Consider the following 24,572-nt stretch of genomic DNA (forward strand, 5'->3'; position numbering starts at 1 on the left):
GAGTGTTAAAAATGCCGAAAGAAAAATATTACTTATACCGAGAAGATGGCACGGAAGATATTAAGGTCATCAAGTATAAAGACAACGTAAATGAAGTTTATTCTCTCACAGGAGCCCATTTCAGCGACGAAAAGAAAATCATGACTGATAGAGACCTAAAACGATTCAAAGGCGCTCACGGGCTTCTATATGAGCAAGAGCTAGGATTACAAGCAACGATATTTGATATTTAGAGGTGGCACAATGAGTAAATACAACGCTAAGAAAGTTGAGTACAAAGGAATTGTATTTGATAGCAAAGTAGAGTGCGAATATTACCAATATTTAGAAAGTAATATGAATGGCACTAACTATGATCGTATCGAACTACAACCTAAATTCGAACTACAACCTAAATTTGGGAAGCAAAGACCGATTACGTATATAGCCGATTTCTCTTTGTGGAAGGAAGGGAAACTGGTTGAAGTTATAGACGTTAAAGGTAAGGCGACTGAAGTTGCCAACATCAAAGCGAAGATATTCAGATATCAGTATAGAGATGTGAATTTAACGTGGATATGTAAAGCGCCTAAATACACAGGTCAAGAATGGATGGTATATGAGGACTTAGTGAAAGTCAGACGTAAAAGAAAAAGAGAAATGAAGTGATTTAATGCAACAACAAGCATATATAAACGCAACGATTGATATAAGAATACCTACAGAAGTTGATTATCAGCATTTTGATGATATGGATGATGAAAAAGATATGCTAGCAAAGCGCTTAGATGACAATCCGGATGAATTACTAAAGTATGACAACATAACAATAAGACATGCATATATAGAGGTGGAATAAATGAGTATCGTAAAGATTAACGGTAAACCATATAAATTTACCGAACATGAAAATGAATTGATAAAAAAGAACGGTTTAACTCCTGGAATGGTTGCAAAAAGAGTACGTGGTGGCTGGGCGTTGTTAGAAGCCTTACATGCACCTTATGGTATGCGCTTAGCTGAGTATAAAGAAATCGTGTTAGCCAGAATTATGCAACGAGAGGCTAGAGAACGTGAAATAGCTAGGCAACGACGTAAAGAGGCTGAGCTAAGAAGAAAGAAGCCACATTTGTTTAATGTGCCTCAGAAACATCCAAGAGGACGTTATGCGTGCTACCTGATGGAAAACGACATATTCGTGAAAGTTAAGAAGTAGATCATGACAGATAACGCACGCAAAGAATACCTAAATCAATTCTTTGGATCTAAGAGATATCTGTATCAAGATAACGAACGAGTGGCACATATTCATGTAGTAAACGGCACTTATTACTTTCATGGGCATATCGTACCAGGTTGGCAAGGCGTGAAAAAGACATTTGATACAGCAGAAGAGCTCGAAACATATATAAAGCAACATGGTTTGGAATACGAGGAGCAGAAGCAACTAACTTTATTTTAGAGGAGATGGAAATGATGAATAACCGCGAACAAATTGAACAATCAATTATCAGTGCTAGTGCCTATAACGGTAATGACACAGAGGGATTACTAAAAGAGGTTGAAGACGTGTATAAGAAAGCGCAAGCGTTTGATGAAATACTTGATGGAATGACAAATGCTATTCAACATTCAGTTAAAGAAGGTGTTGAACTTGATGAAGCAGTAGGGATTATGGCAGGTCAAGTTGTCTATAAATATGAGGAGGAACAGGAAAATGAGTATTAGTGTAGGAGATAAAGTGTATAACCATGAAACAAACGAAAGTCTAGAGATTGTGCAATTGGTCGGAGATATTAGAGATACACATTATAAACTGTCCGATGATTCAGTTATTAGCATTATAGATTTTATTACTAAACCAATTTATCTAATTAAGGGGGACGAGTGAGTGGAATGGAAACGATTAAAAAATGTGGTGCCGCACCCAGTTATCAAAAATAAAAACTTAAAGTCGGTATACGTAACAAAAGATAATGTGAAAGAGGTTCAAAAAGAATTAGGTTTCTTTGAAATTTTTAATGAAGAAGTGTTATTAACTGGATTTTTATCATTTCAAAGGATACCTATTTACATTATTTGGATTAATCCTAAATCTCATAAGACGCCTAGATATTACTTTGCTAACGAGCATGAGATTGAAAGATATTTTGAATTTTTGGAGGACGAGTAAATGCTTGAAATCATCGACCAACGTGATGCATTGCTAGAAGAAAAGTATTTAAACGACGACTGGTGGTACGAGTTAGATTATTGGTTGAATAAACGCAAGTCAGAAAGTGAACAGATTGATATTGATAGAGTGCTTAAATTTATTGAGGAATTAAAACGATAGGAGATAACGAATAAATGAATAATTTAACAGTAGATCAATTAAAAGAACTTTTACAAATACAAAAGGAGTTCGACGATAGAATACCGACGCTGAACTTACGAGATAGCAAAATAGCATATGTAGTTGAATTCTTTGAATGGTTTAATACATTGGAAACGTTTAAGAACTGGAAGAAGAAACCAGGTAAGCCGTTAGACGTACAACTTGATGAATTAGCTGACATGTTGGCGTTTGGATTGAGTATTGCGAATCAAGTAGGAGTGTCATCAGAAGAGATAAAAGAAGCGATTGAATCAAGTTTTAAAAATACAGAATTTCACAAAATGTTTAATTTTAAAGATAAAGAATTTGCTCAAGACGCAGTTGTTAGTACACCACAGATAATATTCAAAGAATTTTATCCCGACCAATTGGCAATTGTAATAGTGATAGACATAGCTTACAACTTATATTCTATCGACCAACTCATTGACGCATACAAAAAGAAAATGAAAAGGAACCACGAAAGACAAGATGGAACAGCAGACGCAGGAAAAGGATACGTGTAAAGACATCTTAGATAGAGTCAAGGAAGTTTTGGGGAAGTGACGCAATACTTAGTCACAACATTTAAAGATTCAACAGGACGTAAGCATACGCACATAACTCGAGCTAAGAGCAATCAAAGGTTTACAGTTGTTGAAGCAGAGAGTAAAGAAGAAGCGAAAGAGAAGTACGAGGCACAAGTTAAAAGAGATGCAGTTATTAAAGTGGGTCAGTTGTTTGAAAATATAAGGGAGTGTGGGAAATGACGGATGTTAAAATTAAAACTATTTCAGGTGGAGTTTATTTTGTAAAAACAGCTGAACCTTTTGAAAAATATGTTGAAAGAACGGTAAATTTTAATGGTTTTATTTACGTAAGTAATATAATCAAATAGCCAACGTATATTAAAACAGATACGATTGAATCAATCACACTTATTGAGGAGCGTGGGAAATGAATCAGCTGAGAATTTTATTACATGACGGTAGTAGTTTGATATTACATGAAGATGAATTATTTAACGAAATAGTATTTGTTTTGGACAATTTTAGAAATGATGATGACTATTTAACGATAGAAAAAGATTATGGCAGAGAACTTGTATTGAACAAAGGTTATATAGTTGGGATCAATGTTGAGGAGGCAGACGATGATTAATATTCCTAAAATGAAATTCCCGAAAAAGTACACTGAAATAATCAAAAAATATAAAAATAAAACACCTGAAGAAAAAGCTAAGATTGAAGATGATTTCATTAAAGAAATTAATGATAAAGACAGTGAATTTTACAGTCCTATGATGGCTAATATGAATGAACATGAATTAAGGGCTATGTTAAGAATGATGCCTAGTTTAATTGATACTGGAGATGACAATGATGATTAAACAAATACTAAGACTATTATTCTTACTAGCAATGTATGAGTTAGGTAAGTATGTAACGGAGCAAGTATATATTATGATGACGGCTAATGATGATGTAGAGGCGCCGAGTGACTTCGCAAAGTTGAGTGATCAGTCAGATTTGATGAGGGCGGAGGTGTCAGAGTAGATGATGTGGTTAGTCATAGCAATTATATTACTAGTCATCTTATTGTTTGGTGTGATGTTGCAAGCTGAACAGTTAAAAGGCGATGTGAAAGTTAAAGAGCGGGAGATAGAGATATTAAGAAGTAGATTGAGACATTTTGAAGATTAAACATATTTGTACGGAGGGTATTCATGACTAAAAAGAAATACGGATTAAAATTATCAACAGTTCGGAAATTAGAAGACGAGTTGTGCGATTATCCTAATTATCATAAACAACTTGAAGATTTAAGAAGTGAAATAATGACACCGTGGATTCCAACAGATACAAATATAGGCGGGGAGTTTGTACCATCTAATACATCAAAAACAGAAATGGCAGTAACTAATTATCTTTGTAGTATACGAAGAGGTAAAATTCTTGAGTTTAAGAGTGCGATTGAACGTATAATCAACACATCAAGTAGGAAAGAACGCGAATTCATTCAAGAGTATTATTTTAATAAAAAGACTTTGATTGCGGTTTGTTATGACATACACATCTCTGAAAGTACAGCGCATAGAATCAAGAAGAAAATAGTGTCTAAACTAGCCGAAGAATTAGGAGAATACTAAATTTGACAGTAAAATGACAGTTTTTGACACCTATAACGAGATATTATGATAGTGTAGGATATTGACTATCTTACTGCGTTTCCCTTATCGCAATTAGGAATAAAGGATCTATGTGGGTTGGCTGATTATAGCCAATCCCTTTTTTAATTTTAAAAAGCGTATAGCGCGAGAGTTGGTGGTAAATGAAATGAACAAATTAACTAAAAAGCAACGTTTGTTTGCAGAAGTATATACAATACCTGGTACTGAATGTTATGGCAATGCTACTAAGTCAGCTGTGCATGCCGGATATAGCGAAAAGACGGCGTACTCACAAGGACAGCGTATGTTGAAGAATGTTGAAATTCAGAATTATATCAAGGAGGTTGAAACAAAACTCTTTGACGAGAATATTATGTCAGGTAAAGAAGTGTTGTATAGGCTAACTAGAACAGCTAGAGGAGAACACACGGAAGTTGAAGCTGTCGTAACAAAAACTGGAGACTATAAAGAGAATCCGGATACTGGCAAAATGCAATTAGTATACGATGAACACATACAACTTGTTACTAAGTCACCTAAAATAAGTGACCAAAACAAAGCCTTAGAGATGTTAGGTAGACATCACAAATTATTTACAGACAAACAAGAAGTCGACCACAAAATACCGATGTTTGTTGATAATATTCCGGAAGATGATTAGTCATGTATGAAATACTTGATCTAAAAAATAAAATCGGTGGTGGCTACAATAAGTTTTGGCACAACAAAAACTTTTACCGTGTTATTAAAGGTTCAAGGGGTAGCAAGAAAAGTAAAACTACCGCTATTAATCTCATTTATCGAATAATGAAATATGATTGGGCAAATATACTTGTAGTCAGAAGATTTAGCAACACTAACAAACAATCAACGTATACAGATTTAAAGTGGGCAACTAACCAATTAGGCGTTGCTCACTTATTTAAATTCAACGAAAGTTTGCCGGAAATAACGTATAAACCTACTGGACAAAAAATACTGTTTAGAGGTTTAGACGACCCATTGAAAATAACATCGATTACTGTTGATACAGGCATTTTGTGTTGGGCTTGGTTTGAAGAGGCTTATCAAATAGAAACATTCGCTAAGTTTAGCACTGTTGTTGAGTCAATACGTGGTAGCTACGATAGTCCGGAATTTTTCAAGCAAATCACAGTCACTTTTAACCCGTGGTCGGAAAGACATTGGTTGAAGCCTACATTTTTTGATGAAGAAACAAAATTAAACAATACTTTTTCAGATACAACAACTTATAGAGTTAATGAATGGCTAGATAAAGTCGATATTGAACGATATGAAGATTTGTATATAAAGAATCCTAGACGTGCAAGAATCGTTTGTGATGGAGATTGGGGTGTTGCAGAGGGGCTTGTATTCGATAATTTTAAAGTGGAAGACTTTGATTGGTTTGAGGAGTTTAAAAGAACGCAAGAAATAACTCACGGAATGGATTTTGGATTTAGTCAAGACCCTACAACAGTTGTTAGTACGGTTGTAGATTTAAAAAACAAAAAGTTATTCATCTATGATGAACACTATAAAAAAGCGATGTTAACTGATGATATAAAACAAATGCTTATTAAAAAAGGATTAGGTGATGTAGATATTGCAGCTGATTATGGGGCTGGTGGAGATAGAGTGATCAGTGAATTGAAATCTAAAGGGATTAAAGGTATAAGAAAAGCGTTGAAAGGCGCTAATACTATTTTACCAGGCATTCAATTCATTCAAGGCTTTGAAGTTATTATACACCCATCATGTGAACACGCTATTGAAGAGTTCAACACTTATACATTTGACCAAGATAATGATGGTAAGTGGTTGAACAAGCCTATAGATGCTAATAACCATATTATCGATGCATTGCGTTATAGTCTTGAGAAATATCATATCGTACGTAAAAAACGTAAAAAGAATATAGAAAGCAAAACAAAAGTAATTAAATCTCTAGGATTATAGGAGGGAACAAATGTTAAAGGCAAACGAATTTGAAACGGATACTGATTTACGAGAAAACAGAAATTACTTGTTTAACGATGAAGCTAATGTTGTTTACACATATGACGGGACAGAGTCTGATTTATTACAAAACATTAATGAAGTAAGTAAATACATTGAACATCACATGGATTACCAACGACCTAGATTAAAAGTGTTAAGTGATTATTACGAAGGTAAAACTAAGAATCTGGTTGAGTTAACACGACGCAAAGAAGAGTACATGGCAGATAACCGTGTAGCGCATGATTACGCATCTTATATTAGCGATTTTATTAACGGTTATTTCTTAGGTAATCCGATTCAATGTCAAGATGATGATAAAGATGTATTAGAAGCTATTGAGGCGTTCAATGATTTAAATGATGTTGAGTCACACAATAGATCTTTAGGATTAGATTTGTCAATTTATGGCAAAGCTTATGAGTTAATGATTAGAAACCAAGATGATGAAACGCGTTTATACAAGAGTGATGCAATGAGTACTTTTGTCATATACGACAATACAATTGAACGTAATAGTATCGCAGGAGTTAAATATTTAAGAACTAAACCAATAGACAAGACTGACGAAGATGAAGTGTTTACAGTTGATTTATTTACTTCTCACGGTGTTTATAGATATCTTACCAGTAGAACAAATGGATTGAAGCTCACACCACGTGAAAACGGTTTTGAATCACACTCTTTCGAACGTATGCCTATTACAGAATTTAGCAACAACGAAAGAAGAAAAGGGGATTATGAGAAAGTAATCACTTTAATTGATTTGTATGATAATGCTGAATCAGATACTGCTAACTATATGAGTGATTTAAATGACGCTATGTTACTTATTAAAGGTAATTTAAATTTAGATCCTGTAGAAGTTAGAAAACAAAAGGAAGCTAACGTGTTATTTTTAGAGCCAACCGTTTATGAGAATAGGGATACAGGTATCGAAACAGAAGGTTCAGTTGACGGCGGTTATATTTATAAACAATACGATGTACAAGGTACCGAAGCTTATAAAGACCGTTTGAACAGTGATATACACATGTTTACCAACACGCCTAACATGAAAGATGATAACTTTAGTGGCACTCAATCGGGCGAGGCAATGAAATACAAATTATTCGGATTAGAACAACGTACTAAAACTAAAGAAGGATTGTTCACTAAAGGGTTAAGACGTCGTGCTAAGTTGTTAGAGACAATACTTAAAAATACACGGTCGATTGACGCTAACAAAGATTTCAATACTGTTAGATACGTATACAACAGAAACTTACCTAAATCATTAATCGAAGAATTAAAAGCTTATATTGATTCTGGCGGGAAGATTAGTCAAACAACTTTAATGTCTCTATTCTCGTTCTTCCAAGACCCTGAATTGGAAGTCAAGAAAATAGAAGAAGATGAGAAAGAATCTATTAAAAAAGCTCAAAAAGGTATTTATAAAGACCCTAGAGACATCAATGATGACGAACAAGATGATGATACAAAAGATACTGTTGATAAAAAGGAATGATTGTAATTGCCTAACAAAAACACTCAAGAATATTGGGAAGAACGCGGACGCAAAGCAATCGAGAATGAGTTGAAGCGTGATAAAACTAAAGCTGAAGAAATAGAACGTATATTGAATATGATGATTAAGCGCATTGAAAAAGAGATCAATGCGTTTATTGTTAAGTACGGAGATTTTGCAGGCGTTACATTACAAGAAGCACAAAAGATTATTGATGAGTTCGATGTAAAAGCGTTTCAAGAAGAAGCAAAAAGATTGGTCGAAAACAAGGACTTTAGCGATAGAGCAAATGAAGAATTAAAGAAGTATAACACTAAGATGTATGTATCTAGAGAACAGATATTAAAGATTCAAATAGAATTCTTAATTGCTTATGCAACAGCTCAAACAGAATTATCGATGAGGGAATATTTCGAATCAACAGCTTATCGTGTGTTCAGTGATCAAGCGGGTATTTTAGGTGAAGGTGTACAAGTAGCTAAAGAAGTTATAGATACAATCGTTGATACACAATTTCATGGTGTCGTTTGGTCAGAGCGATTATGGACTAATACCGAAGCAATGAAACAAGAAGTAGAAGAAATAATTGCTAATGTAGTTATTAGAGGTCGACATCCAAATGAATACGTTAAAGATATGCGCAAGCACTTAAATAAATTCGAAGGAACAGCACGACAAAAGACCGCAGCAATTAAATCATTGCTTTATACGGAATCGGCACGTGTTCACGCACAATCAAGCATTGACAGCATGAAAGAAATTTCACCGGAAGGATATTATATGTATATTGCAAAAATCGATAATAGAACAACTAAAGTATGCAAAGGGCTTAATGGAGAAATATTCAAAGTTAAAGACGCTAAAATTGGTGTTAATTTCTATCCTATGCATATCAATTGTCGTTCAGATTGCGCTTTACTACCTAAATCTATGTGGCCGAAAAAACCAAGCAAGAAACGAAAAACAAAATACTTCGGAGGGAAAGTGAAAAGCGGTGATTGATTTAAAAGTAAAGTTTTTTAAAGGCAAGTTAGTTTTGTATGACAGTAAATTAAATGTTTGGAGGATACTAATATGAGTAATACTGACAAATACCTTAGAGACATAGCAAGAGAATTAAAAGGTATACGTAAAGAGTTACAAAAGGGAAACGAAACAGTTATTATTGATGCAAACTTAGACAGTGTAAGGTCGGCAGTATTAGCCGATAAAGAAAAATCGAAATATAATGAACCTCTCTTTTAATAGCTAGCACTTAATTGTGTTGGCTATTTTTTATGTCCAAACCATGCTTATGACAATAAAAGATGCAAGTGTAACAGCCCGAACCATGTATGGCTTAAAACTAATCAAGAGTAAATAAATGAGGTGTAAAAACTATGGATATCCAAGAGAAGTTAAAACTCAAATTACAGTTTTTTGCTGAAGAATCAGATGGAGATAATGGAAAATCAAAAGATAACAACGATGATGAAGGCAAAGACAAACAAGACAAAAAGACTAATTCAGAAGAAGAAATCGAAAAAAGACTACAAGAAGAATATAACAAGCGTCTTAAAGAAGAATTAAGTCGTCGTATGAAGCAGAAAGAAAAAGAGAAACAAGAAGCTGTTGATGAAGCTAAACGATTAGCAAAAATGAACAAAGATCAAATCGCTGAATATGAACGCGAGCAAATGGAAAAAGAGCTGGAGCAATTACGCTCAGAAAAACAATTAAATGAAATGCGTTCAGAAGCAAGGAAAATGTTAAGCGAAGCGGAAGTTGATTCATCAGATGAGGTTGTTAATTTAGTTGTAACAGATACTGCTGAACAAACTAAATTGAATGTTGAAGCTTTTTCTAATGCAGTAAAAAAAGCGGTTAATGAAGCGGTTAAGATTAACGCTAGACAATCGCCATTGACTGGTGGAGATTCATTTAATCACTCGACTAAAAATAAACCGCAAAACTTAGCTGAAATAGCTAGACAAAAAAGAATTATTAAAAATTAACGGAGGCATTTAAATGGAACAAACACAAAAATTAAAATTAAATTTGCAACATTTTGCGAGTAACAATGTTAAACCGCAAGTATTTAACCCTGATAATGTAATGATGCACGAAAAGAAAGATGGCACGTTGATGAATGAATTCACAACGCCCATCTTACAAGAGGTTATGGAAAACTCTAAAATTATGCAATTAGGTAAGTACGAACCAATGGAAGGTACTGAGAAGAAGTTTACTTTTTGGGCTGATAAACCAGGTGCTTACTGGGTAGGTGAAGGTCAAAAAATCGAAACATCTAAAGCTACATGGGTTAATGCTACTATGAGAGCGTTTAAATTAGGGGTTATCTTACCTGTAACAAAAGAGTTTTTGAATTACACTTATTCACAATTCTTTGAAGAAATGAAGCCTATGATTGCTGAAGCATTCTATAAAAAGTTTGATGAAGCGGGTATTTTGAATCAAGGTAACAATCCATTCGGTAAATCAATTGCACAATCAATTGAAAAAACTAATAAGGTTATTAAAGGTGACTTCACACAAGATAACATTATTGATTTAGAGGCATTACTTGAAGATGACGAATTAGAAGCAAATGCGTTTATCTCAAAAACACAAAACAGAAGCTTGTTACGTAAAATTGTAGATCCTGAAACGAAAGAACGTATTTATGACCGTAACAGTGATACGTTAGATGGTCTACCTGTGGTTAACCTTAAATCAAGCAACTTAAAACGTGGTGAGTTAATCACTGGTGATTTCGATAAGTTGATTTACGGTATCCCTCAATTAATTGAATACAAAATCGATGAAACTGCACAATTATCTACAGTCAAAAATGAAGATGGAACACCTGTAAACTTGTTTGAACAAGACATGGTGGCATTACGTGCAACTATGCATGTAGCATTGCATATCGCTGATGATAAAGCGTTTGCTAAGTTAGTTCCTGCTGATGCAAAACCATCTTCAAATCCAGGAGAAGTTTAATAAATAATTAGGAGTGGTAACATGCCCGAAATCATTAGAATTGTTAAAGTAGATTTTACAGATTTAGAAGATAACAGACATGTCTATATGAAAGGGCATGTCTACCCTCGCAAAGGTTATGATCCTACAGATGAACGTATCAAAGCTTTAGCTAGTGTTGAAAATAAACGCAACGAACAAATGATTTACATTGTAAATGACAAATTAACCAAAAAAGAACTTGTCGAAATAGCAAGTGTTGCTGGCTTACAAGTTGATGAAAAACAAACAAAAGCTGAAATTATCAACACTTTTGAGTCGCTAGAGTAGGTGGTTATATGACTACGCTAGCTGATGTAAAAAAACGTATTGGCCTTAAAGATGAAAAGCAAGATGAACAATTAGAGGAAATTATAAAAAGTTGTGAAAGCCAGTTGTTATCAATGTTACCTATTGAAGTTGAACAAATACCGGAAAGGTTTAGTTACATGATTAAAGAAGTTGCAGTTAAACGCTACAACAGGATTGGTGCTGAAGGTATGACATCAGAAGCGATTGACGGACGTAGCAATGCGTATGAATTGAACGATTTCAAGGAGTATGAAGCTATTATTGATAATTACTTTAATGCTAGAACGAGAACTAAAAAAGGAAGGGCTGTGTTCTTTTGAGATATGAAGATAGAGTTATTTTTCAATTAGAACAAGTAGCAACTTACAATCCTAAAACTAGCAAAAAAGAAAACACACTAATCACTTATGATGCGATACCATGCAATATTAACCCCATTTCTAGAGCAAGAAAGCAACTTGAATTTGGTGATGTAAAAAACGATGTAAGTGTTCTGAGGATAAAAGAATCAATATCTTACCCTGTTAGCCACGTGTTGGTTAATGGCATTCGCTACAAGATAGTTGATACAAGGATATACAGACACGAAACGTCATATTATATCGAAGAGGTCAATTGATGAATATAGATGGATTAGACGCACTGTTAAACCAATTTCACGATATGAAAACCAACATTGATGATGATGTTGATGATATTTTACAGGAAAACGCCAAAGAATATGTAGTACGAGCTAAATTGAAAGCTAGAGAAGTAATGAATAAGGGTTATTGGACTGGTAATTTATCACGCAATATCAGATATAAAAAAACTGGCGATTTGCAATACACTATCACATCGCATGCAGCTTATAGTGGTTTCTTAGAGTTTGGTACTCGATACATGGAGGCAGAACCTTTTATGTGGCCAGTATATGAGGTAATAAGAAAATCAACTGTAGAAGAATTGAAAGCGTTGTTTGAATAGGAGATAAAAGCATGACACCGAACTTACAACTTTATAATAAAGCGTATGAAATGCTACAAGGATATGGATTCCCTGTTATTTCTCGTAAAGAGATGCAACAAGAGATTCCGTATCCTTTTTTTGTAATAAAAATGCCGGAGTCAAATAGAAGTAAGTACACGTTTGATAGTTATTCTGGCGATACGAATTTAGTTATTGATATTTGGAGTGTAAGCGATGATTTAGGACATCATGACGGACTTGTTAAAAGGTGTATCGATGATTTAACACCTAGCGTTAAAACAAACGATTATGACTTTGAAGAAGATGATACTAACATCGCACAGTTAGTCGATGATACTACTAATCAAGAATTGCTACACACATCAATAACGATATCTTACAAAACATTTTAAAAAACGGAGGAATATTGAATGGCGAATATGAAAAATAGTAATGACCGTATTATTTTGTTTAGAAAAGCTGGCGAAAAAGTAGATGCTACTAAAATGCTTTTTTTAACTGAATACGGCTTATCACATGAAGCTGATACAGATACAGAGGATACGATGGATGGGTCTTATAACACTGGTGGTTCAGTTGAATCAACAATGTCTGGTACTGCTAAAATGTTTTATGGTGACGATTTTGCAGATGAAATTGAAGATGCAGTTGTAGATCGCGTATTGTATGAGGCTTGGGAAGTTGAAAGTAGAATACCAGGCAAAAATGGAGATGCTACTAAATTTAAAGCGAAATATTTCCAAGGTTTCCACAATAAATTTGAATTAAAAGCAGAAGCTAACGGTATTGATGAATATGAATATGAATATGGAGTGAATGGTCGTTTCCAACGTGGATTTGCAACACTACCTGAGGCTGTAACAAAGAAACTTAAGGCGACTGGATACAGATTCCATGACACTACAAAAGCAGATGCGTTAACTGGCGAAGATTTAACAGCAATTCCACAACCTAAGGTAGATTCATCAACGGTTACACCAGGAGAGGTATAAAAATAGGGCGTTAAGCCCTATTTATTTTGTTTAAATTAATCATGAATGGAGATTTTAAGTTATGAATGTAGAAATTAACGGAAAGTCATTAGAATTAAGTTTTGGTTTTAAATTTTTAAGAGAAATCGATAACCGATTAGGTTTAAAAGTTGAACAAGCTTCTATCGGTCAAGGTGTATCAATGTTGCCTGTAGGTTTAGAAAGTGGAAATCCGGTTGTGATTGGCGAAGTTTTAATCGCAGCTACATCTCACTTAAAAAAACAAGCAATTACTATTAATAACATTGATGAAGCATTAGATGAAATCGCAGAAAATATCGGACTAGAAGAATTCGGTTCGGATATTTTAACGGAGTTGGGAAAGCGACCTATGACCCGAAACCTAGTCGAAGTAGTGGAAGCGGAAGAGAAACCAGCGGAAGCGTAATAACTTACGACAGAATCGTTATAACTTGTATGTCAACACTTGGTATTACAGATTTGAACGTTATTGAGCAAATGACATTAACAGAATATAACTATCGAATGTATGCGAAAGAGTATGAAATGCTAACCCAAGAATTCGAACGTTACAAACTTGCGTTTGCTATTCGTGATGCTGCAGCTACTAAAAATGTTGGGACAGAAAATAAACCTAAAGAGGAATATGTTTTTAACAATGCAAACGACGTATTGCCTTATGAAGAAAATATCCAACGGCTTAACGAAGGTAAAGATATAAGATTTAGCAGCGAACGTGATGAATACGAACCACAAAATAATGAATTCTTTAAAGTTATAGCAGAATTTAATAAGCAATAGAAAGAGAGGTGTTAATGTGACGGAATATAAAATTAAAGCGACTATTGAAGCTAGTGTAGCCAAATTCAAAAGGCAAATTGATAGTGCGGTTAAGTCTGTGCAAAGATTTAAACAAGTAGCAGATCAAACTAAAGATGTTGAATTAAACGCTAACGATAAAAAATTACAAAAAACTATCAAGGTTGCTAAAAAGTCTTTAGATGCCTTTAGCAACAAAAATGTAAAAGCTAAATTAGATGCTAGTATACAAGACTTACAACAAAAGATATTAGAATCAAATTTTGAACTAGACAAACTTAACTCCAAAGAAGCTAGCCCTGAGGTTAAACTACAAAAACAAAAGTTAACTAAAGATATCGCTGAAGCAGAAGTTAAGTTATCCGAACTAGAAAAGAAGCGTATCAGTATTGACGTCAATGCAGATAACAGTAAATTCAATCGAGTGTTAAAAGTATCTAAAGCTAGTCTTGAAGCATTAAATAGGTCTAAAGCCAAAGCTATTATAGACGTGGACAATGGTGTTGCTAACTCTAAAATAAAACGCACTAAAGAAGAGCTTAAAAGTATTCCAAACAAAACTAGATCTCGACTAGATGTAGATACAGGGCTTTCTATACCAACTATTTATGCGTTTAAAAAATCATTAGACGCATTGCCGAACAAAAAAACAACAAAGGTAGATGTCGATACTAATGGTTTAAAGAAAGCTTATGCCTACATAATAAAAGCAAACGACAATTTCCAAAGACAGATGGGGAATTTAGCTAATATGTTCCGTGTGTTCGGTACTGTAGGTTCTAATATGGTTGGTGGATTACTAACTTCATCTTTTAGTATCTTAATACCTGTAATAGCGAGCGTAGTACCTGTAGTATTTGCGCTATTAAACGCTATCAAAGTGTTAACTGGCGGTGTACTTGCTTTAGGTGGTGCGGTAGCAATAGCCGGCGCTGGCTTTGTAGCATTTGGCGCAATGGCTATCAGCGCTATAAAGATGCTTAGTGACGGCACTTTACAAGCTAGCTCAGCAACAAACGAATACAAAAAAGCTTTAGATGGCGTAAAGTCAGCATGGACTGATATTATAAAGCAAAATCAATCCGCTATATTCACAACTCTTGCAAACGGTTTAAATACTGTTAAAACAGCAATGCAGAGCTTACAACCTTTTTTTAGTGGTATTTCAAGAGGAATGGAAGAGGCGTCTCAAAGTGTGTTTAAATGGGCTCAAAATAGCGGTGTAGCATCAAGGTTCTTCAACATGATGAATACAACTGGTGTTTCGGTATTTAACAAGCTATTAAGTGCTGCAGGCGGTTTCGGTGATGGATTAGTCAATGTATTCACACAATTAGCACCACTGTTTCAATGGTCGGCTGATTGGTTGGATAGATTAGGTCAATCTTTCTCTAACTGGGCTAATAGTGCAGCTGGAGAAAATTCGATAACTCGTTTTATTGAATACACAAAAACAAACTTACCTATCATTGGTAATATTTTTAAAAATGTTTTCGTTGGAATTAACAATTTGATGAATGCATTCAGTGGATCATCAACTGTCATTTTCCAATCTCTTGAACAAATGACAGCTAAGTTTAGGGAATGGTCTGAACAAGTAGGACAATCTCAAGGGTTTAAAGACTTTGTCAGTTATATACAAACTAATGGACCACTAATAATGCAATTAATTGGGAACATTGCAAGAGGATTAGTTGCATTCGCAACAGCGATGGCTCCTATAGCTAGTGCAGTATTACGCGTTGCAGTAGCAATAACTGGTTGGATAGCTAACTTGTTTGAGGCGCATCCAGCTACAGCACAATTAGTTGGTGTCATTATAACTTTAGTTGGTGCATTTAGATTTTTAATACCGATTATTCTTGCTGTATCTAACTTTATGGGTGGCGGATTAATAGGTAGAATCATTGCGTTAGTAAGTAAGTTCGGTTTATTAAGAGCGGGATTAACAATTTTAAAAGGTGCGTTCATGTTATTAAAAGGACCATTAAAAATTATATCAGTTATATTCCAATTGTTATTCGGTAAGATTGGATTAATTAGAAATGCTATCACAGGACTAGTAACTGTGTTTGGTATTTTAGGTGGTCCAATAACAATAGTTATCGGTGTAATCGCTGCATTAATAGCTATATTCGTTTTATTGTGGAATAAAAATGAAGGATTCAGAAACTTTATTATAAATGCTTGGAATGCGATAAAAACGTTTATGGTTACAGTTTGGAATGTGTTGAAAACTGTAGCTTCGGTTGTATGGAATGCTATTTTAAAAGCTATCACTACAGCAGTAACTAATGTATACAATTTTATAATGATTGTTTGGAATCAAATAGCCGCTTATTTACAAGGGTTATGGAATGGAATTATCGCTATTGCAACAACGGTATGGAACCTTTTAGTTACAATCATCACAACTGTTTTCACGACGATAATGACAATAGTTATGACGATATGGACAGCTATTTGGACATTCTTAAGTACAATCTGGAACACGATAATTACAATCGCTACTACGATTTGGAATTTGTTAGTCACTGTAATAACTACAGTATTTACCACAATTATGACTATCGCAATGACAATTTGGAACGCTATTTGGACGTTCTTACAAACGTTGTGGAACACTATAGTTACTGTGGCAACTAAGGTTTGGAACGCTATCACTACAACTATATCTACTGCGTTACAAGCGGCATGGAGTTTTATTTCTAATATATGGAATACGATTTGGAGTTTCTTATCTGGTATATTAACGACAATTTGGAATAAAGTTGTAAGCATATTCACACAAGTTGTATCAACTATATCAGACAAAATGTCTCAAGCTTGGAACTTCATCGTGACTAAAGGTATGCAATGGGTATCTACTATAACAAGTACGCTAATTAACTTTGTTAATAGAGTTATTCAAGGATTCGTTAATGTTGTAAACAAAGTTAGTCAAGGTATGACAAATGCAGTAAATAAAATAAAAAGCTTTATAGGAGATTTTGTGTCTGCAGGTGCTGATATGATCCGTGGTTTAATTAGAGGTATTGGACAAATGGCTGGCCAATTAGTAGATGCGGCTAAAAATGTTGCTAAGAAAGCTTTAGATGCAGCTAAAAGTGCTTTGGGTATTCACTCACCTTCACGTGAATTCATGGATGTTGGTGTGTATTCAATGCTAGGTTTCGTTAAAGGTATAGATAATCATTCAAGTAAAGTTATCCGTAATGTTTCTAATGTTGCAGATAAAGTAGTTGATGCATTTCAACCTACATTAAACGCACCTGACATTTCTAGTATTACAGGAAACTTAAGTAATTTAGGTGGAAATATAAATGCGCAAGTACAACACACACATTCTATTGAAACATCACCGAACATGAAAACTGTTAAAGTTGAATTCGATGTCAATAACGATGCGCTTACTAGTATTGTTAACGGCAGAAATGCTAAACGCAATTCTGAGTATTACTTATAAAGGAGGTTACAAATGGACATAGAATTAACAAAAAAAGATGGTACTGTAATCAAATTAAGTGAATACGGGTTTATCGTTAACGATATAGTAATTGATAGCATGCAAATCAACACAAAGTATCAAGACAAAGAAAATATGAACGGTCGTATATTAATGGGGAGCAATTATATCAGTAGAGATATAGTTGTTCCTTGTTTTTGTAAAGTTAAAAATCGTTCAGACATTGCTTATATGCGAGATATGTTGTATAGGTTAACGACAGACATAGAACCTATGTATTTACGAGAAATAAGAAGAAAAGAAGAGTTGAATTACAGGTTTACTCAACCAACTTCTGATGATTACGTGAAATTAGATAAAAACAACTTCCCGGATTATGAATATTCAAGACACGATCAACAAATTTATGTAAATGGTAAACAGTATAAAGTTATTTTTAACGGAGTTATAAACCCTAAACAAAAAGATAATAAAGTTTCTTTTGAACTAAAATTCGAAACTACAGAATTACCATACGGCGAAAGTATTGGAACAAGCCTAGAGTTAGAAGAAAACAAAAAGGTTGGATTGTGGTCGTTTGATTTTAATATTGATTGGCATGCAGGCGGAGACAAAAGAAAGTATACATTTGAAAATTTGAGCAAAGGTACAGTTTACTATCATGGTAGTGCTCCTAACGACCAATTCAACATGTATAAAAAGATAACAATTATTTTAGGCGAAGATACAGAATCGTTTGTATGGAATTTAACGCATGCTGAAATAATGAAAATTGAGGGGATTAAACTAAAAGCTGGAGACAAAATTGTTTATGATAGCTTTCGAGTTTATAAAAACGGTGTCGAAATAAGCACTGAAACGAACATAGCCCAACCAAAATTTAAATACGGAGCTAATAAATTTGAGTTTAATCAAACAGTTCAAAAAGTTCAGTTTGATTTGAAATTTTATTATAAGTAGGTGTCAGAATGACAATAATTGTAAGACCACCTAAAGGTAATGGCGCACCTGTACCAGTAGAAACAACTTTAGTGAAAAAAGTTAATGCTGATGGTGTATTAACTTTTGATATTCTAGAAAATAAATATACTTATGAAGTTATTAACGCTATAGGGAAAAGATGGATTGTTAGTCATGTCGAAGGTGAAAACGACAAGAAAGAATATGTAATAACTGTCATTGATAGGAAATCAGAAGGCGACAGACAACTGGTTGAATGTACTGCTAGAGAGATTCCCATAGACAAGTTAATGATTGATAGAATTTATGTTAATGTAACAGGATCTTTTACAGTAGAAAGATATTTTAACATTGTGTTTCAAGGTACTGGAATGCTTTTTGAAGTCGAGGGCAAAGTTAAATCTTCAAAGTTTGAAAACGGCGGTGAAGGCGACACAAGGTTAGAAATGTTAAAAAAAGGTTTGGAACATTTTGGATTAGAATATAAGATCACATATGACAAAAAGAAAGACAGATATAAGTTTGTATTGACGCCTTTTGCAAATCAAAAAGCGTCTTATTTTATTTCTGACGAAGTCAACGCCAACGCTATAAAACTCGAGGAAGATGCAAGTGATTTCGCCACCTTCATTAGAGGATATGGTAATTATTCAGGAGAAGAAACATTCGAACACGCTGGGCTCGTAATGGAAGCTAGAAGTGCATTAGCTGAAATATACGGCGACATCCACGCAGAACCATTTAAAGATGGTAAAGTGACTGACCAAGAAACTATGGATAAAGAATTACAATCGAGATTGAAAAAGTCGTTAAAACAATCTTTGTCTTTGGACTTTTTGGTGTTAAGAGAATCATATCCAGAAGCAGACCCACAACCCGGAGACATAGTACAAATAAAATCTACCAAACTAGGTTTGAATGATTTAGTCCGTATAGTACAAGTTAAAACGATTAGGGGTATAAACAATGTAATTGTTAAGCAAGATGTAACGCTTGGTGAGTTTAATCGAGAACAACGATATATGAAAAAAGTTAATACTGCAGCTAACTATGTTTCTGGATTAAATGATGTTAACCTTTCTAATCCTAGTAAAGCGGCAGAAAACTTGAAGTCTAAAGTAGCGTCAATAGCTAAATCAACACTCGATTTGATGAGTAGAACTGATTTGATTGAAGATAAACAACAGAAGGTAAGCTCTAAAACTGTGACTACATCTGACGGCACTATCGTTCATGATTTTATAGATAAATCAAACATTAAAGATGTAAAAACAATTGGAACGATTGGCGATTCTGTAGCTAGAGGGTCGCATGCAAAAACTAATTTCACAGAAATGTTAGGCAAGAAATTAAAAGCGAAAACGACCAACCTTGCAAAAGGTGGCGCAACTATGGCAACTGTTACAGATACAAACAACGTTGAAAATAGTATTTATAGACAAGCAGAACAAATTAGAGGCGACCTAATCATATTACAAGGTACAGATGATGACTGGTTACATGGTTATTGGGCAGGTGTACCGATAGGCACTGATAAAACGGATACAAAAACGTTTTACGGTGCCTTTTGTTCTGCAATTGAAGTTATTCGGAAAAATAATCCAACTTCAAAAATACTTGTAATGACAGCTACTAGACAATGTCCTATGAGTGGCACAACGATACGTCGTAAAGATACTGATAAAAACAAATTAGGGTTAACGTTAGAGGATTATGTCAACGCTCAGATATTGGCTTGTAGTGAATTGGATGTACCAGTATATGATGCCTATCATACAGATTATTTTAAGCCATATAATCCAGCGTTCAGAAAATCAAGTATGCCAGACGGATTGCATCCGAACGAGAGGGGTCATGAAGTTATTATGTACGAACTTATTAAAAATTATTACCAGTTTTACGGATAGAAAAGGAGGAAGACATGGATAACAAATTAATTACAGACTTAAGTAGAGTTTTCGATTACAGATATGTAGATGAAAATGAGTATAATTTCAAGCTTATTTCAGACATGCTGACTGATTTTAATTTCTCTCTTGAATATCATAGAAATAAAGAGGTATTTGCACATAATGGAGAGCAAATAAAGTATGAACATTTAAATGTTACAAGTAGCGTCTCTGACTTTTTAACATATTTAAACGGTCGATTTAGCAACATGGTACTAGGTCATAACGGCGACGGTATCAACGAAGTAAAAGACGCGCGTGTTGATAATACTGGTTATGATCATAAGACATTGCAAGATCGTTTGTATCATGATTATTCAACACTAGATGCTTTCACTAAAAAGGTTGAGAAAGCTGTAGATGAACACTATAAAGAATATCAAGCGACAGAATACCGATTTGAACCAAAAGAGCAAGAACCGGAATTCATCACAGATTTATCGCCATATACTAACGCAGTAATGCAATCATTTTGGGTAGACCCTAGAACAAAAATTATTTACATGACACAAGCGCGTCCAGGCAATCATTACATGTTATCTAGATTGAAGCCTAACGGACAATTTATTGATAGACTGCTAGTTAAAAATGGCGGACACGGCACACACAACGCCTATAGATATATCGGCAATGAGTTGTGGATTTATTCAGCAGTGTTAGACGCTAACAACAATAACAAGTTTGTACGCTTTAAATACAGAAGCGGAGAAATGACGTATGGCAACGAAATGCAAGACGTTATGCCAAATGTATTTAACGATAGATATACGTCAGCAATTTATAATCCTATAGAAAACTTAATGGTTTTTAGACGTGAATATAAAACTTCTGAACAACAAGCTAAGAACGCATTAAATTTTGTTGAAGTAAGAAGTGCTGACGATATTGATAAAGGTATAGACAAAGTACTGTACCAAATGGATATCCCTATGCAATACACATCAGGTACGCAACCTATGCAAGGTATTGCTTATGATGCAGGTATCTTATATTGGTACACTGGCGATTCAAATCCAGCTAACCCTAATTACTTACAAGGCTTCGATATCAAAACGAAAGAATTGTTATTTAAACGTCGTATCGATATAGGCGGTGTGAATAACAACTTTAAAGGAGATTTCCAAGAGGCTGAGGGTCTAGATATGTATTACGATCTAGAAACAGGACGTAAAGCACTTTTAATCGGGGTAACTATTGGACCTGGTAACAACAGACATCATTCAATTTATTCTATCGGTCAAAGAGGTGTAAACCAATTCTTGAAAAACATCGCACCTCAAGTATCAATGACTGATTCAGGCGGACGTGTTAAACCGTTACCAATACAGAACCCAGCATATCTAAGTGATATTACGGAAGTTGGTCATTACTATATCTATACGCAAGACACACAAAATGCGTTAGATTTCCCGTTACCGAGAGCGTTTAGAGATGCAGGTTGGTTCTTTGATGTACTGCCTGGACACTATAATGGTGCTCTAAGACAAGTACTTACCAGAAACAGTACAGGTAGAAATATGCTTAAATTCGAACGTGTCATTGACATTTTCAATAAGAAAAACAACGGAGCATGGAATTTCTGTCCGCAAAACGCCGGTTATTGGGAACATATCCCTAAGAGTATTACAAAATTATCAGATTTAAAAATCGTTGGTTTAGATTTCTATATCACTACTGAAGAATCAAAACGATTTACTGATTTTCCTAAAGACTTTAAAGGTATTGCAGGTTGGATATTAGAAGTAAAATCGAATACACCAGGTAACACAACACAAGTATTAAGACGTAATAACTTCCCGTCTGCACATCAATTTTTAGTTAGAAACTTTGGTACTGGTGGCGTTGGTAAATGGAGTTTATTCGAAGGAAAGGTGGTTGAATAATGGTAGTAGATAATTTTTCGAAAGATGATAACTTAATCGAGTTACAAACAACATCACAATATAATCCGGTTATTGACACAAACATCAGTTTCTATGAATCAGATAGAGGAACTGGTGTTTTAAATTTTGCAGTAACTAAGAATAACAGACCGTTATCTATAAGTTCTGAACATGTTAAAACATCTATCGTGTTAAAAACCGATGATTATAACGTAGATAGAGGCGCTTATATTTCAGACGAATTAACGATAGTAGACGCAATTAATGGGCGTTTGCAGTATGTGATACCGAATGAATTTTTAAAACATTCAGGCAAGGTGCATGCTCAGGCATTCTTTACACAAAACGGGAGTAATAATGTTGTTGTTGAACGTCAATTTAGCTTCAATATTGAAAATGATTTAGTTAGTGGGTTTGATGGTATAACAAAGCTTGTTTATATCAAATCTATTCAAGATACTATCGAAGCTGTCGGTAAAGACTTTAACCAATTAAAGCAAAATATGGCTGATACACAAACGTTAATAGCAAAAGTGAATGATAGTGCGACAAAAGGCATTCAACAAATCGAAATCAAGCAAAACGAAGCTATACAAGCTATTACTGCGACGCAAACTAGTGCAACACAAGCTGTTACAGCTGAATTCGATAAAATAGTTGAAAAAGAGCAAGCGATTTTTGAACGTGTTAACGAAGTTGAACAACAAATCAATGGCGCTGACCTTGTTAAAGGTAATTCAACAACAAATTGGCAAAAGTCTAAACTTACAGATGATTACGGTAAAGCAATTGAATCGTATGAGCAGTCCATAGATAGCGTTTTAAGCGCAGTTAACACATCTAGGATTATTCATATTACTAATGCAACAGATGCGCCAGAAAAGACGGATATAGGCACGTTAGAGAAGTCTGGACAAGATGGTGTTGATGACGGTTCTTCGTTCGATGAATCAACTTATACATCAAGCAAATCTGGTGTGTTAGTTGTTTATGTTGTTGATAATAATACTGCTCGTGCAACATGGTACCCAGACGATTCAAACGATGAGTACACAAAATACAAAATCTACGGCACATGGTACCCGTTTTATAAAAAGAATGATGGAAACTTAACTAAGCAATTTGTTGAAGAAACGTCTAACAACGCTTTAAATCAAGCTAAGCAGTATGTAGATGATAAATTCGGAACAACGAGCTGGCAACAACATAAGATGACAGAGGCGAATGGTCAATCAATACAAGTTAACTTGAATAATGCACAAGGCGATTTGGGTTATCTAACTGCAGGTAATTACTATGCAACAAGAGTGCCGGATTTACCAAGTGGCGTTGAAAGTTATGAGGGTTATTTATCTGTATTCGTTAAAGACGATACAAACAAGCTATTTAACTTCACGCCTTATAACTCTAAAAAGATTTACACACGATCAATCACAAACGGCAGACTTGAGCAACAGTGGACAGTTCCTAATGAACATAAGTCAACGGTATTGTTCGACGGTGGAGCAAATGGTGTAGGTACAACAATCAATCTAACCGAACCGTACACAAACTATTCTATTTTGTTGGTAAGTGGAACTTATCCAGGTGGCGTTATTGAGGGATTCGGACTAACCGCATTACCTAACGCGATTCAATTGAGTAAAGCCAATGTAGTTGACTCAGACGGCAACGGTGGCGGTATTTATGAGTGCTTACTATCCAAAACAAGTAGCACTACTTTAAGAATAGATAACGATGTCTACTTTGATTTAGGTAAAACATCAGGTTCTGGAGCGAATGCCAACAAAGTTACTATAACTAAAATTATGGGGTGGAAATAATGAAAATCACAGTAAATGATAAAAACGAAGTTATCGGATACGTTAATACTGGCGGTTTACGCAATAGTTTAGATGTAGACGATAACAATGTGCCTATCAAATTCAAAGAAGAGTTCGAACCTAGAAAGTTCGTTTTCACTAACGGCGAAATTAAATACAATAGCAATTTCGAAAAAGAAGACGTACCGAATGCATCAAACCAACAAAGTGAATCAGATTTGAGTGATGAAGAACTTCGCGGAATGGTTGCAAGTATGCAAATGCAGGTGACGCAAGTAAACATTTTGGCGATGGAATTAAAGCAACAAAACGCTATGTTAACACAACAGTTGACTGAACTAAAAGCTGGTAAAACAAATACAGAGGAGGACGTTTAAATGGAGAAA

The 24,572-nt window shown here is 34.6% G+C and carries 37 protein-coding genes and 1 pseudogene; all 38 read left to right on the forward strand.

The genetic code is table 11. The features are described 5' to 3' along the window. Positions 1–11: 11 nt before the first annotated feature. The 38 genes and pseudogenes from KI230_RS04210 to KI230_RS04395 all read left to right on the forward strand — a co-directional run bounded on the left by KI230_RS04210 (position 12) and on the right by KI230_RS04395 (position 24,563). Positions 12–233, forward strand: a complete 222-nt coding sequence (locus tag KI230_RS04210; RefSeq protein ID WP_001123685.1) for a DUF3269 family protein — start codon at positions 12–14, stop codon at positions 231–233. A 10-nt stretch (positions 234–243) separates the two neighbouring features. Then, a complete protein-coding gene (locus KI230_RS04215; protein ID WP_000049810.1) occupies positions 244–648 on the forward strand; it encodes a DUF1064 domain-containing protein in 405 nt (134 codons plus the stop codon). A gap of 4 nt (positions 649–652) precedes the next feature. After that, entirely contained in the window at positions 653–838 is a 186-nt protein-coding gene (locus KI230_RS04220; protein WP_049317452.1) for a DUF3113 family protein, read from the forward strand. After that, positions 839–1,195 (forward strand): SA1788 family PVL leukocidin-associated protein, encoded by a 357-nt coding sequence (locus tag KI230_RS04225; protein ID WP_000029369.1) that lies wholly within the window; start codon positions 839–841, stop codon positions 1,193–1,195. A 3-nt stretch (positions 1,196–1,198) separates the two neighbouring features. Beyond that, a complete protein-coding gene (locus tag KI230_RS04230) occupies positions 1,199–1,441 on the forward strand; it encodes a phi PVL orf 51-like protein (RefSeq protein ID WP_000131381.1) in 243 nt (80 codons plus the stop codon). Between the two features lie 14 nt (positions 1,442–1,455). After that, positions 1,456–1,707: a type II toxin-antitoxin system toxin HigB gene (gene higB, locus KI230_RS04235; protein WP_025174939.1), complete on the forward strand. Its 252-nt coding sequence runs from the start codon at positions 1,456–1,458 to the stop codon at positions 1,705–1,707. Beyond that, entirely contained in the window at positions 1,697–1,870 is a 174-nt protein-coding gene (gene higA / locus KI230_RS04240; protein WP_000028424.1) for a type II toxin-antitoxin system antitoxin HigA, read from the forward strand. The genes higB and higA overlap by 11 nt, the downstream gene beginning before the upstream one ends. Continuing rightward, positions 1,871–2,152, forward strand: a complete 282-nt coding sequence (locus tag KI230_RS04245; protein WP_000454994.1) for a hypothetical protein — start codon at positions 1,871–1,873, stop codon at positions 2,150–2,152. Then, positions 2,153–2,314 carry a hypothetical protein gene (locus KI230_RS04250; protein ID WP_000889683.1) on the forward strand — a complete coding sequence of 54 codons (162 nt, stop codon included), beginning with the start codon at positions 2,153–2,155 and terminating at the stop codon, positions 2,312–2,314. It abuts the gene before it with no gap. 14 nt (positions 2,315–2,328) lie between these two features. Further along, positions 2,329–2,862: a dUTP diphosphatase gene (locus KI230_RS04255; RefSeq protein ID WP_025920701.1), complete on the forward strand. Its 534-nt coding sequence runs from the start codon at positions 2,329–2,331 to the stop codon at positions 2,860–2,862. Between the two features lie 36 nt (positions 2,863–2,898). Beyond that, positions 2,899–3,105, forward strand: a complete 207-nt coding sequence (locus KI230_RS04260; protein ID WP_000195827.1) for a DUF1381 domain-containing protein — start codon at positions 2,899–2,901, stop codon at positions 3,103–3,105. Beyond that, positions 3,102–3,296, forward strand: a pseudogene (locus KI230_RS04265) (hypothetical protein). Before KI230_RS04260 ends, KI230_RS04265 begins: the two are co-directional and overlap by 4 nt. Continuing rightward, entirely contained in the window at positions 3,293–3,496 is a 204-nt protein-coding gene (locus KI230_RS04270) for a hypothetical protein (protein ID WP_001072795.1), read from the forward strand. Before KI230_RS04265 ends, KI230_RS04270 begins: the two are co-directional and overlap by 4 nt. Continuing rightward, entirely contained in the window at positions 3,489–3,725 is a 237-nt protein-coding gene (locus tag KI230_RS04275; RefSeq protein ID WP_000608278.1) for a DUF7366 family protein, read from the forward strand. The genes KI230_RS04270 and KI230_RS04275 overlap by 8 nt, the downstream gene beginning before the upstream one ends. Then, on the forward strand, positions 3,718–3,891 hold the full coding sequence (rinB, locus tag KI230_RS04280; RefSeq protein ID WP_000595257.1) for a transcriptional activator RinB: 174 nt from the start codon (positions 3,718–3,720) through the stop codon (positions 3,889–3,891). Before KI230_RS04275 ends, rinB begins: the two co-directional genes overlap by 8 nt. After that, positions 3,892–4,038 (forward strand): hypothetical protein, encoded by a 147-nt coding sequence (locus KI230_RS04285; RefSeq protein ID WP_000990005.1) that lies wholly within the window; start codon positions 3,892–3,894, stop codon positions 4,036–4,038. 23 nt (positions 4,039–4,061) lie between these two features. Further along, entirely contained in the window at positions 4,062–4,484 is a 423-nt protein-coding gene (locus KI230_RS04290) for a RinA family phage transcriptional activator (protein ID WP_000162701.1), read from the forward strand. Positions 4,485–4,671: 187 nt separating this feature from the next. Further along, entirely contained in the window at positions 4,672–5,166 is a 495-nt protein-coding gene (locus KI230_RS04295) for a terminase small subunit (RefSeq protein WP_001038244.1), read from the forward strand. A 2-nt stretch (positions 5,167–5,168) separates the two neighbouring features. Then, complete coding sequence (locus KI230_RS04300; RefSeq protein ID WP_117172029.1) at positions 5,169–6,464, forward strand: PBSX family phage terminase large subunit; 1,296 nt, start codon at positions 5,169–5,171, stop codon at positions 6,462–6,464. 10 nt (positions 6,465–6,474) lie between these two features. Then, on the forward strand, positions 6,475–8,013 hold the full coding sequence (locus KI230_RS04305; RefSeq protein ID WP_214958327.1) for a phage portal protein: 1,539 nt from the start codon (positions 6,475–6,477) through the stop codon (positions 8,011–8,013). A 6-nt stretch (positions 8,014–8,019) separates the two neighbouring features. Further along, the gene (locus tag KI230_RS04310) at positions 8,020–9,015 is read left to right on the forward strand and encodes a minor capsid protein (RefSeq protein ID WP_001133041.1); all 996 of its coding nucleotides are present in this window, start codon (positions 8,020–8,022) and stop codon (positions 9,013–9,015) included. A 72-nt stretch (positions 9,016–9,087) separates the two neighbouring features. Next, positions 9,088–9,258, forward strand: coding sequence for a hypothetical protein (locus KI230_RS04315; RefSeq protein ID WP_061732709.1), 171 nt, complete (start codon positions 9,088–9,090; stop codon positions 9,256–9,258). Between the two features lie 134 nt (positions 9,259–9,392). Further along, positions 9,393–10,007, forward strand: a complete 615-nt coding sequence (locus KI230_RS04320) for a DUF4355 domain-containing protein (RefSeq protein WP_000354305.1) — start codon at positions 9,393–9,395, stop codon at positions 10,005–10,007. A 13-nt stretch (positions 10,008–10,020) separates the two neighbouring features. Next, on the forward strand, positions 10,021–10,995 hold the full coding sequence (locus tag KI230_RS04325; RefSeq protein WP_000438511.1) for a phage major capsid protein: 975 nt from the start codon (positions 10,021–10,023) through the stop codon (positions 10,993–10,995). 21 nt (positions 10,996–11,016) lie between these two features. Further along, the gene (locus tag KI230_RS04330) at positions 11,017–11,304 is read left to right on the forward strand and encodes a hypothetical protein (protein ID WP_214958328.1); all 288 of its coding nucleotides are present in this window, start codon (positions 11,017–11,019) and stop codon (positions 11,302–11,304) included. 8 nt (positions 11,305–11,312) lie between these two features. Beyond that, positions 11,313–11,645 (forward strand): phage head-tail connector protein, encoded by a 333-nt coding sequence (locus tag KI230_RS04335; RefSeq protein WP_214958329.1) that lies wholly within the window; start codon positions 11,313–11,315, stop codon positions 11,643–11,645. Continuing rightward, positions 11,642–11,944, forward strand: a complete 303-nt coding sequence (locus tag KI230_RS04340; protein ID WP_001268312.1) for a hypothetical protein — start codon at positions 11,642–11,644, stop codon at positions 11,942–11,944. The genes KI230_RS04335 and KI230_RS04340 overlap by 4 nt, the downstream gene beginning before the upstream one ends. Beyond that, entirely contained in the window at positions 11,944–12,291 is a 348-nt protein-coding gene (locus tag KI230_RS04345; protein WP_001017815.1) for an HK97-gp10 family putative phage morphogenesis protein, read from the forward strand. The genes KI230_RS04340 and KI230_RS04345 overlap by 1 nt, the downstream gene beginning before the upstream one ends. A gap of 11 nt (positions 12,292–12,302) precedes the next feature. Continuing rightward, complete coding sequence (locus KI230_RS04350; protein ID WP_000188642.1) at positions 12,303–12,686, forward strand: hypothetical protein; 384 nt, start codon at positions 12,303–12,305, stop codon at positions 12,684–12,686. 18 nt (positions 12,687–12,704) lie between these two features. Continuing rightward, positions 12,705–13,286, forward strand: coding sequence for a phage major tail protein, TP901-1 family (locus KI230_RS04355; protein ID WP_000002577.1), 582 nt, complete (start codon positions 12,705–12,707; stop codon positions 13,284–13,286). 61 nt (positions 13,287–13,347) lie between these two features. Next, positions 13,348–13,713 carry a tail assembly chaperone gene (locus KI230_RS04360; RefSeq protein WP_001100161.1) on the forward strand — a complete coding sequence of 122 codons (366 nt, stop codon included), beginning with the start codon at positions 13,348–13,350 and terminating at the stop codon, positions 13,711–13,713. Between the two features lie 29 nt (positions 13,714–13,742). Further along, a complete protein-coding gene (locus KI230_RS04365) occupies positions 13,743–14,087 on the forward strand; it encodes a hypothetical protein (RefSeq protein ID WP_000105584.1) in 345 nt (114 codons plus the stop codon). Between the two features lie 16 nt (positions 14,088–14,103). Further along, the gene (locus KI230_RS04370) at positions 14,104–17,571 is read left to right on the forward strand and encodes a hypothetical protein (RefSeq protein WP_072472461.1); all 3,468 of its coding nucleotides are present in this window, start codon (positions 14,104–14,106) and stop codon (positions 17,569–17,571) included. 12 nt (positions 17,572–17,583) lie between these two features. Further along, the gene (locus KI230_RS04375; protein WP_000350675.1) at positions 17,584–18,531 is read left to right on the forward strand and encodes a phage tail family protein; all 948 of its coding nucleotides are present in this window, start codon (positions 17,584–17,586) and stop codon (positions 18,529–18,531) included. 8 nt (positions 18,532–18,539) lie between these two features. Further along, on the forward strand, positions 18,540–20,438 hold the full coding sequence (locus KI230_RS04380) for an SGNH/GDSL hydrolase family protein (RefSeq protein ID WP_000152718.1): 1,899 nt from the start codon (positions 18,540–18,542) through the stop codon (positions 20,436–20,438). A 14-nt stretch (positions 20,439–20,452) separates the two neighbouring features. Beyond that, positions 20,453–22,363: a phage baseplate protein gene (locus tag KI230_RS04385; protein ID WP_031928995.1), complete on the forward strand. Its 1,911-nt coding sequence runs from the start codon at positions 20,453–20,455 to the stop codon at positions 22,361–22,363. Continuing rightward, entirely contained in the window at positions 22,363–24,186 is a 1,824-nt protein-coding gene (locus tag KI230_RS04390; RefSeq protein WP_072472460.1) for a phage baseplate upper protein, read from the forward strand. The genes KI230_RS04385 and KI230_RS04390 overlap by 1 nt, the downstream gene beginning before the upstream one ends. Then, complete coding sequence (locus tag KI230_RS04395; protein WP_000705914.1) at positions 24,186–24,563, forward strand: DUF2977 domain-containing protein; 378 nt, start codon at positions 24,186–24,188, stop codon at positions 24,561–24,563. The genes KI230_RS04390 and KI230_RS04395 overlap by 1 nt, the downstream gene beginning before the upstream one ends. Positions 24,564–24,572 lie beyond the last annotated feature (9 nt).

The sequence above is a fragment of the Staphylococcus sp. MZ3 genome, from assembly GCF_018622755.1.
In the GTDB taxonomy this organism is placed as follows: Bacteria; Bacillota; Bacilli; order Staphylococcales; family Staphylococcaceae; genus Staphylococcus; species Staphylococcus aureus.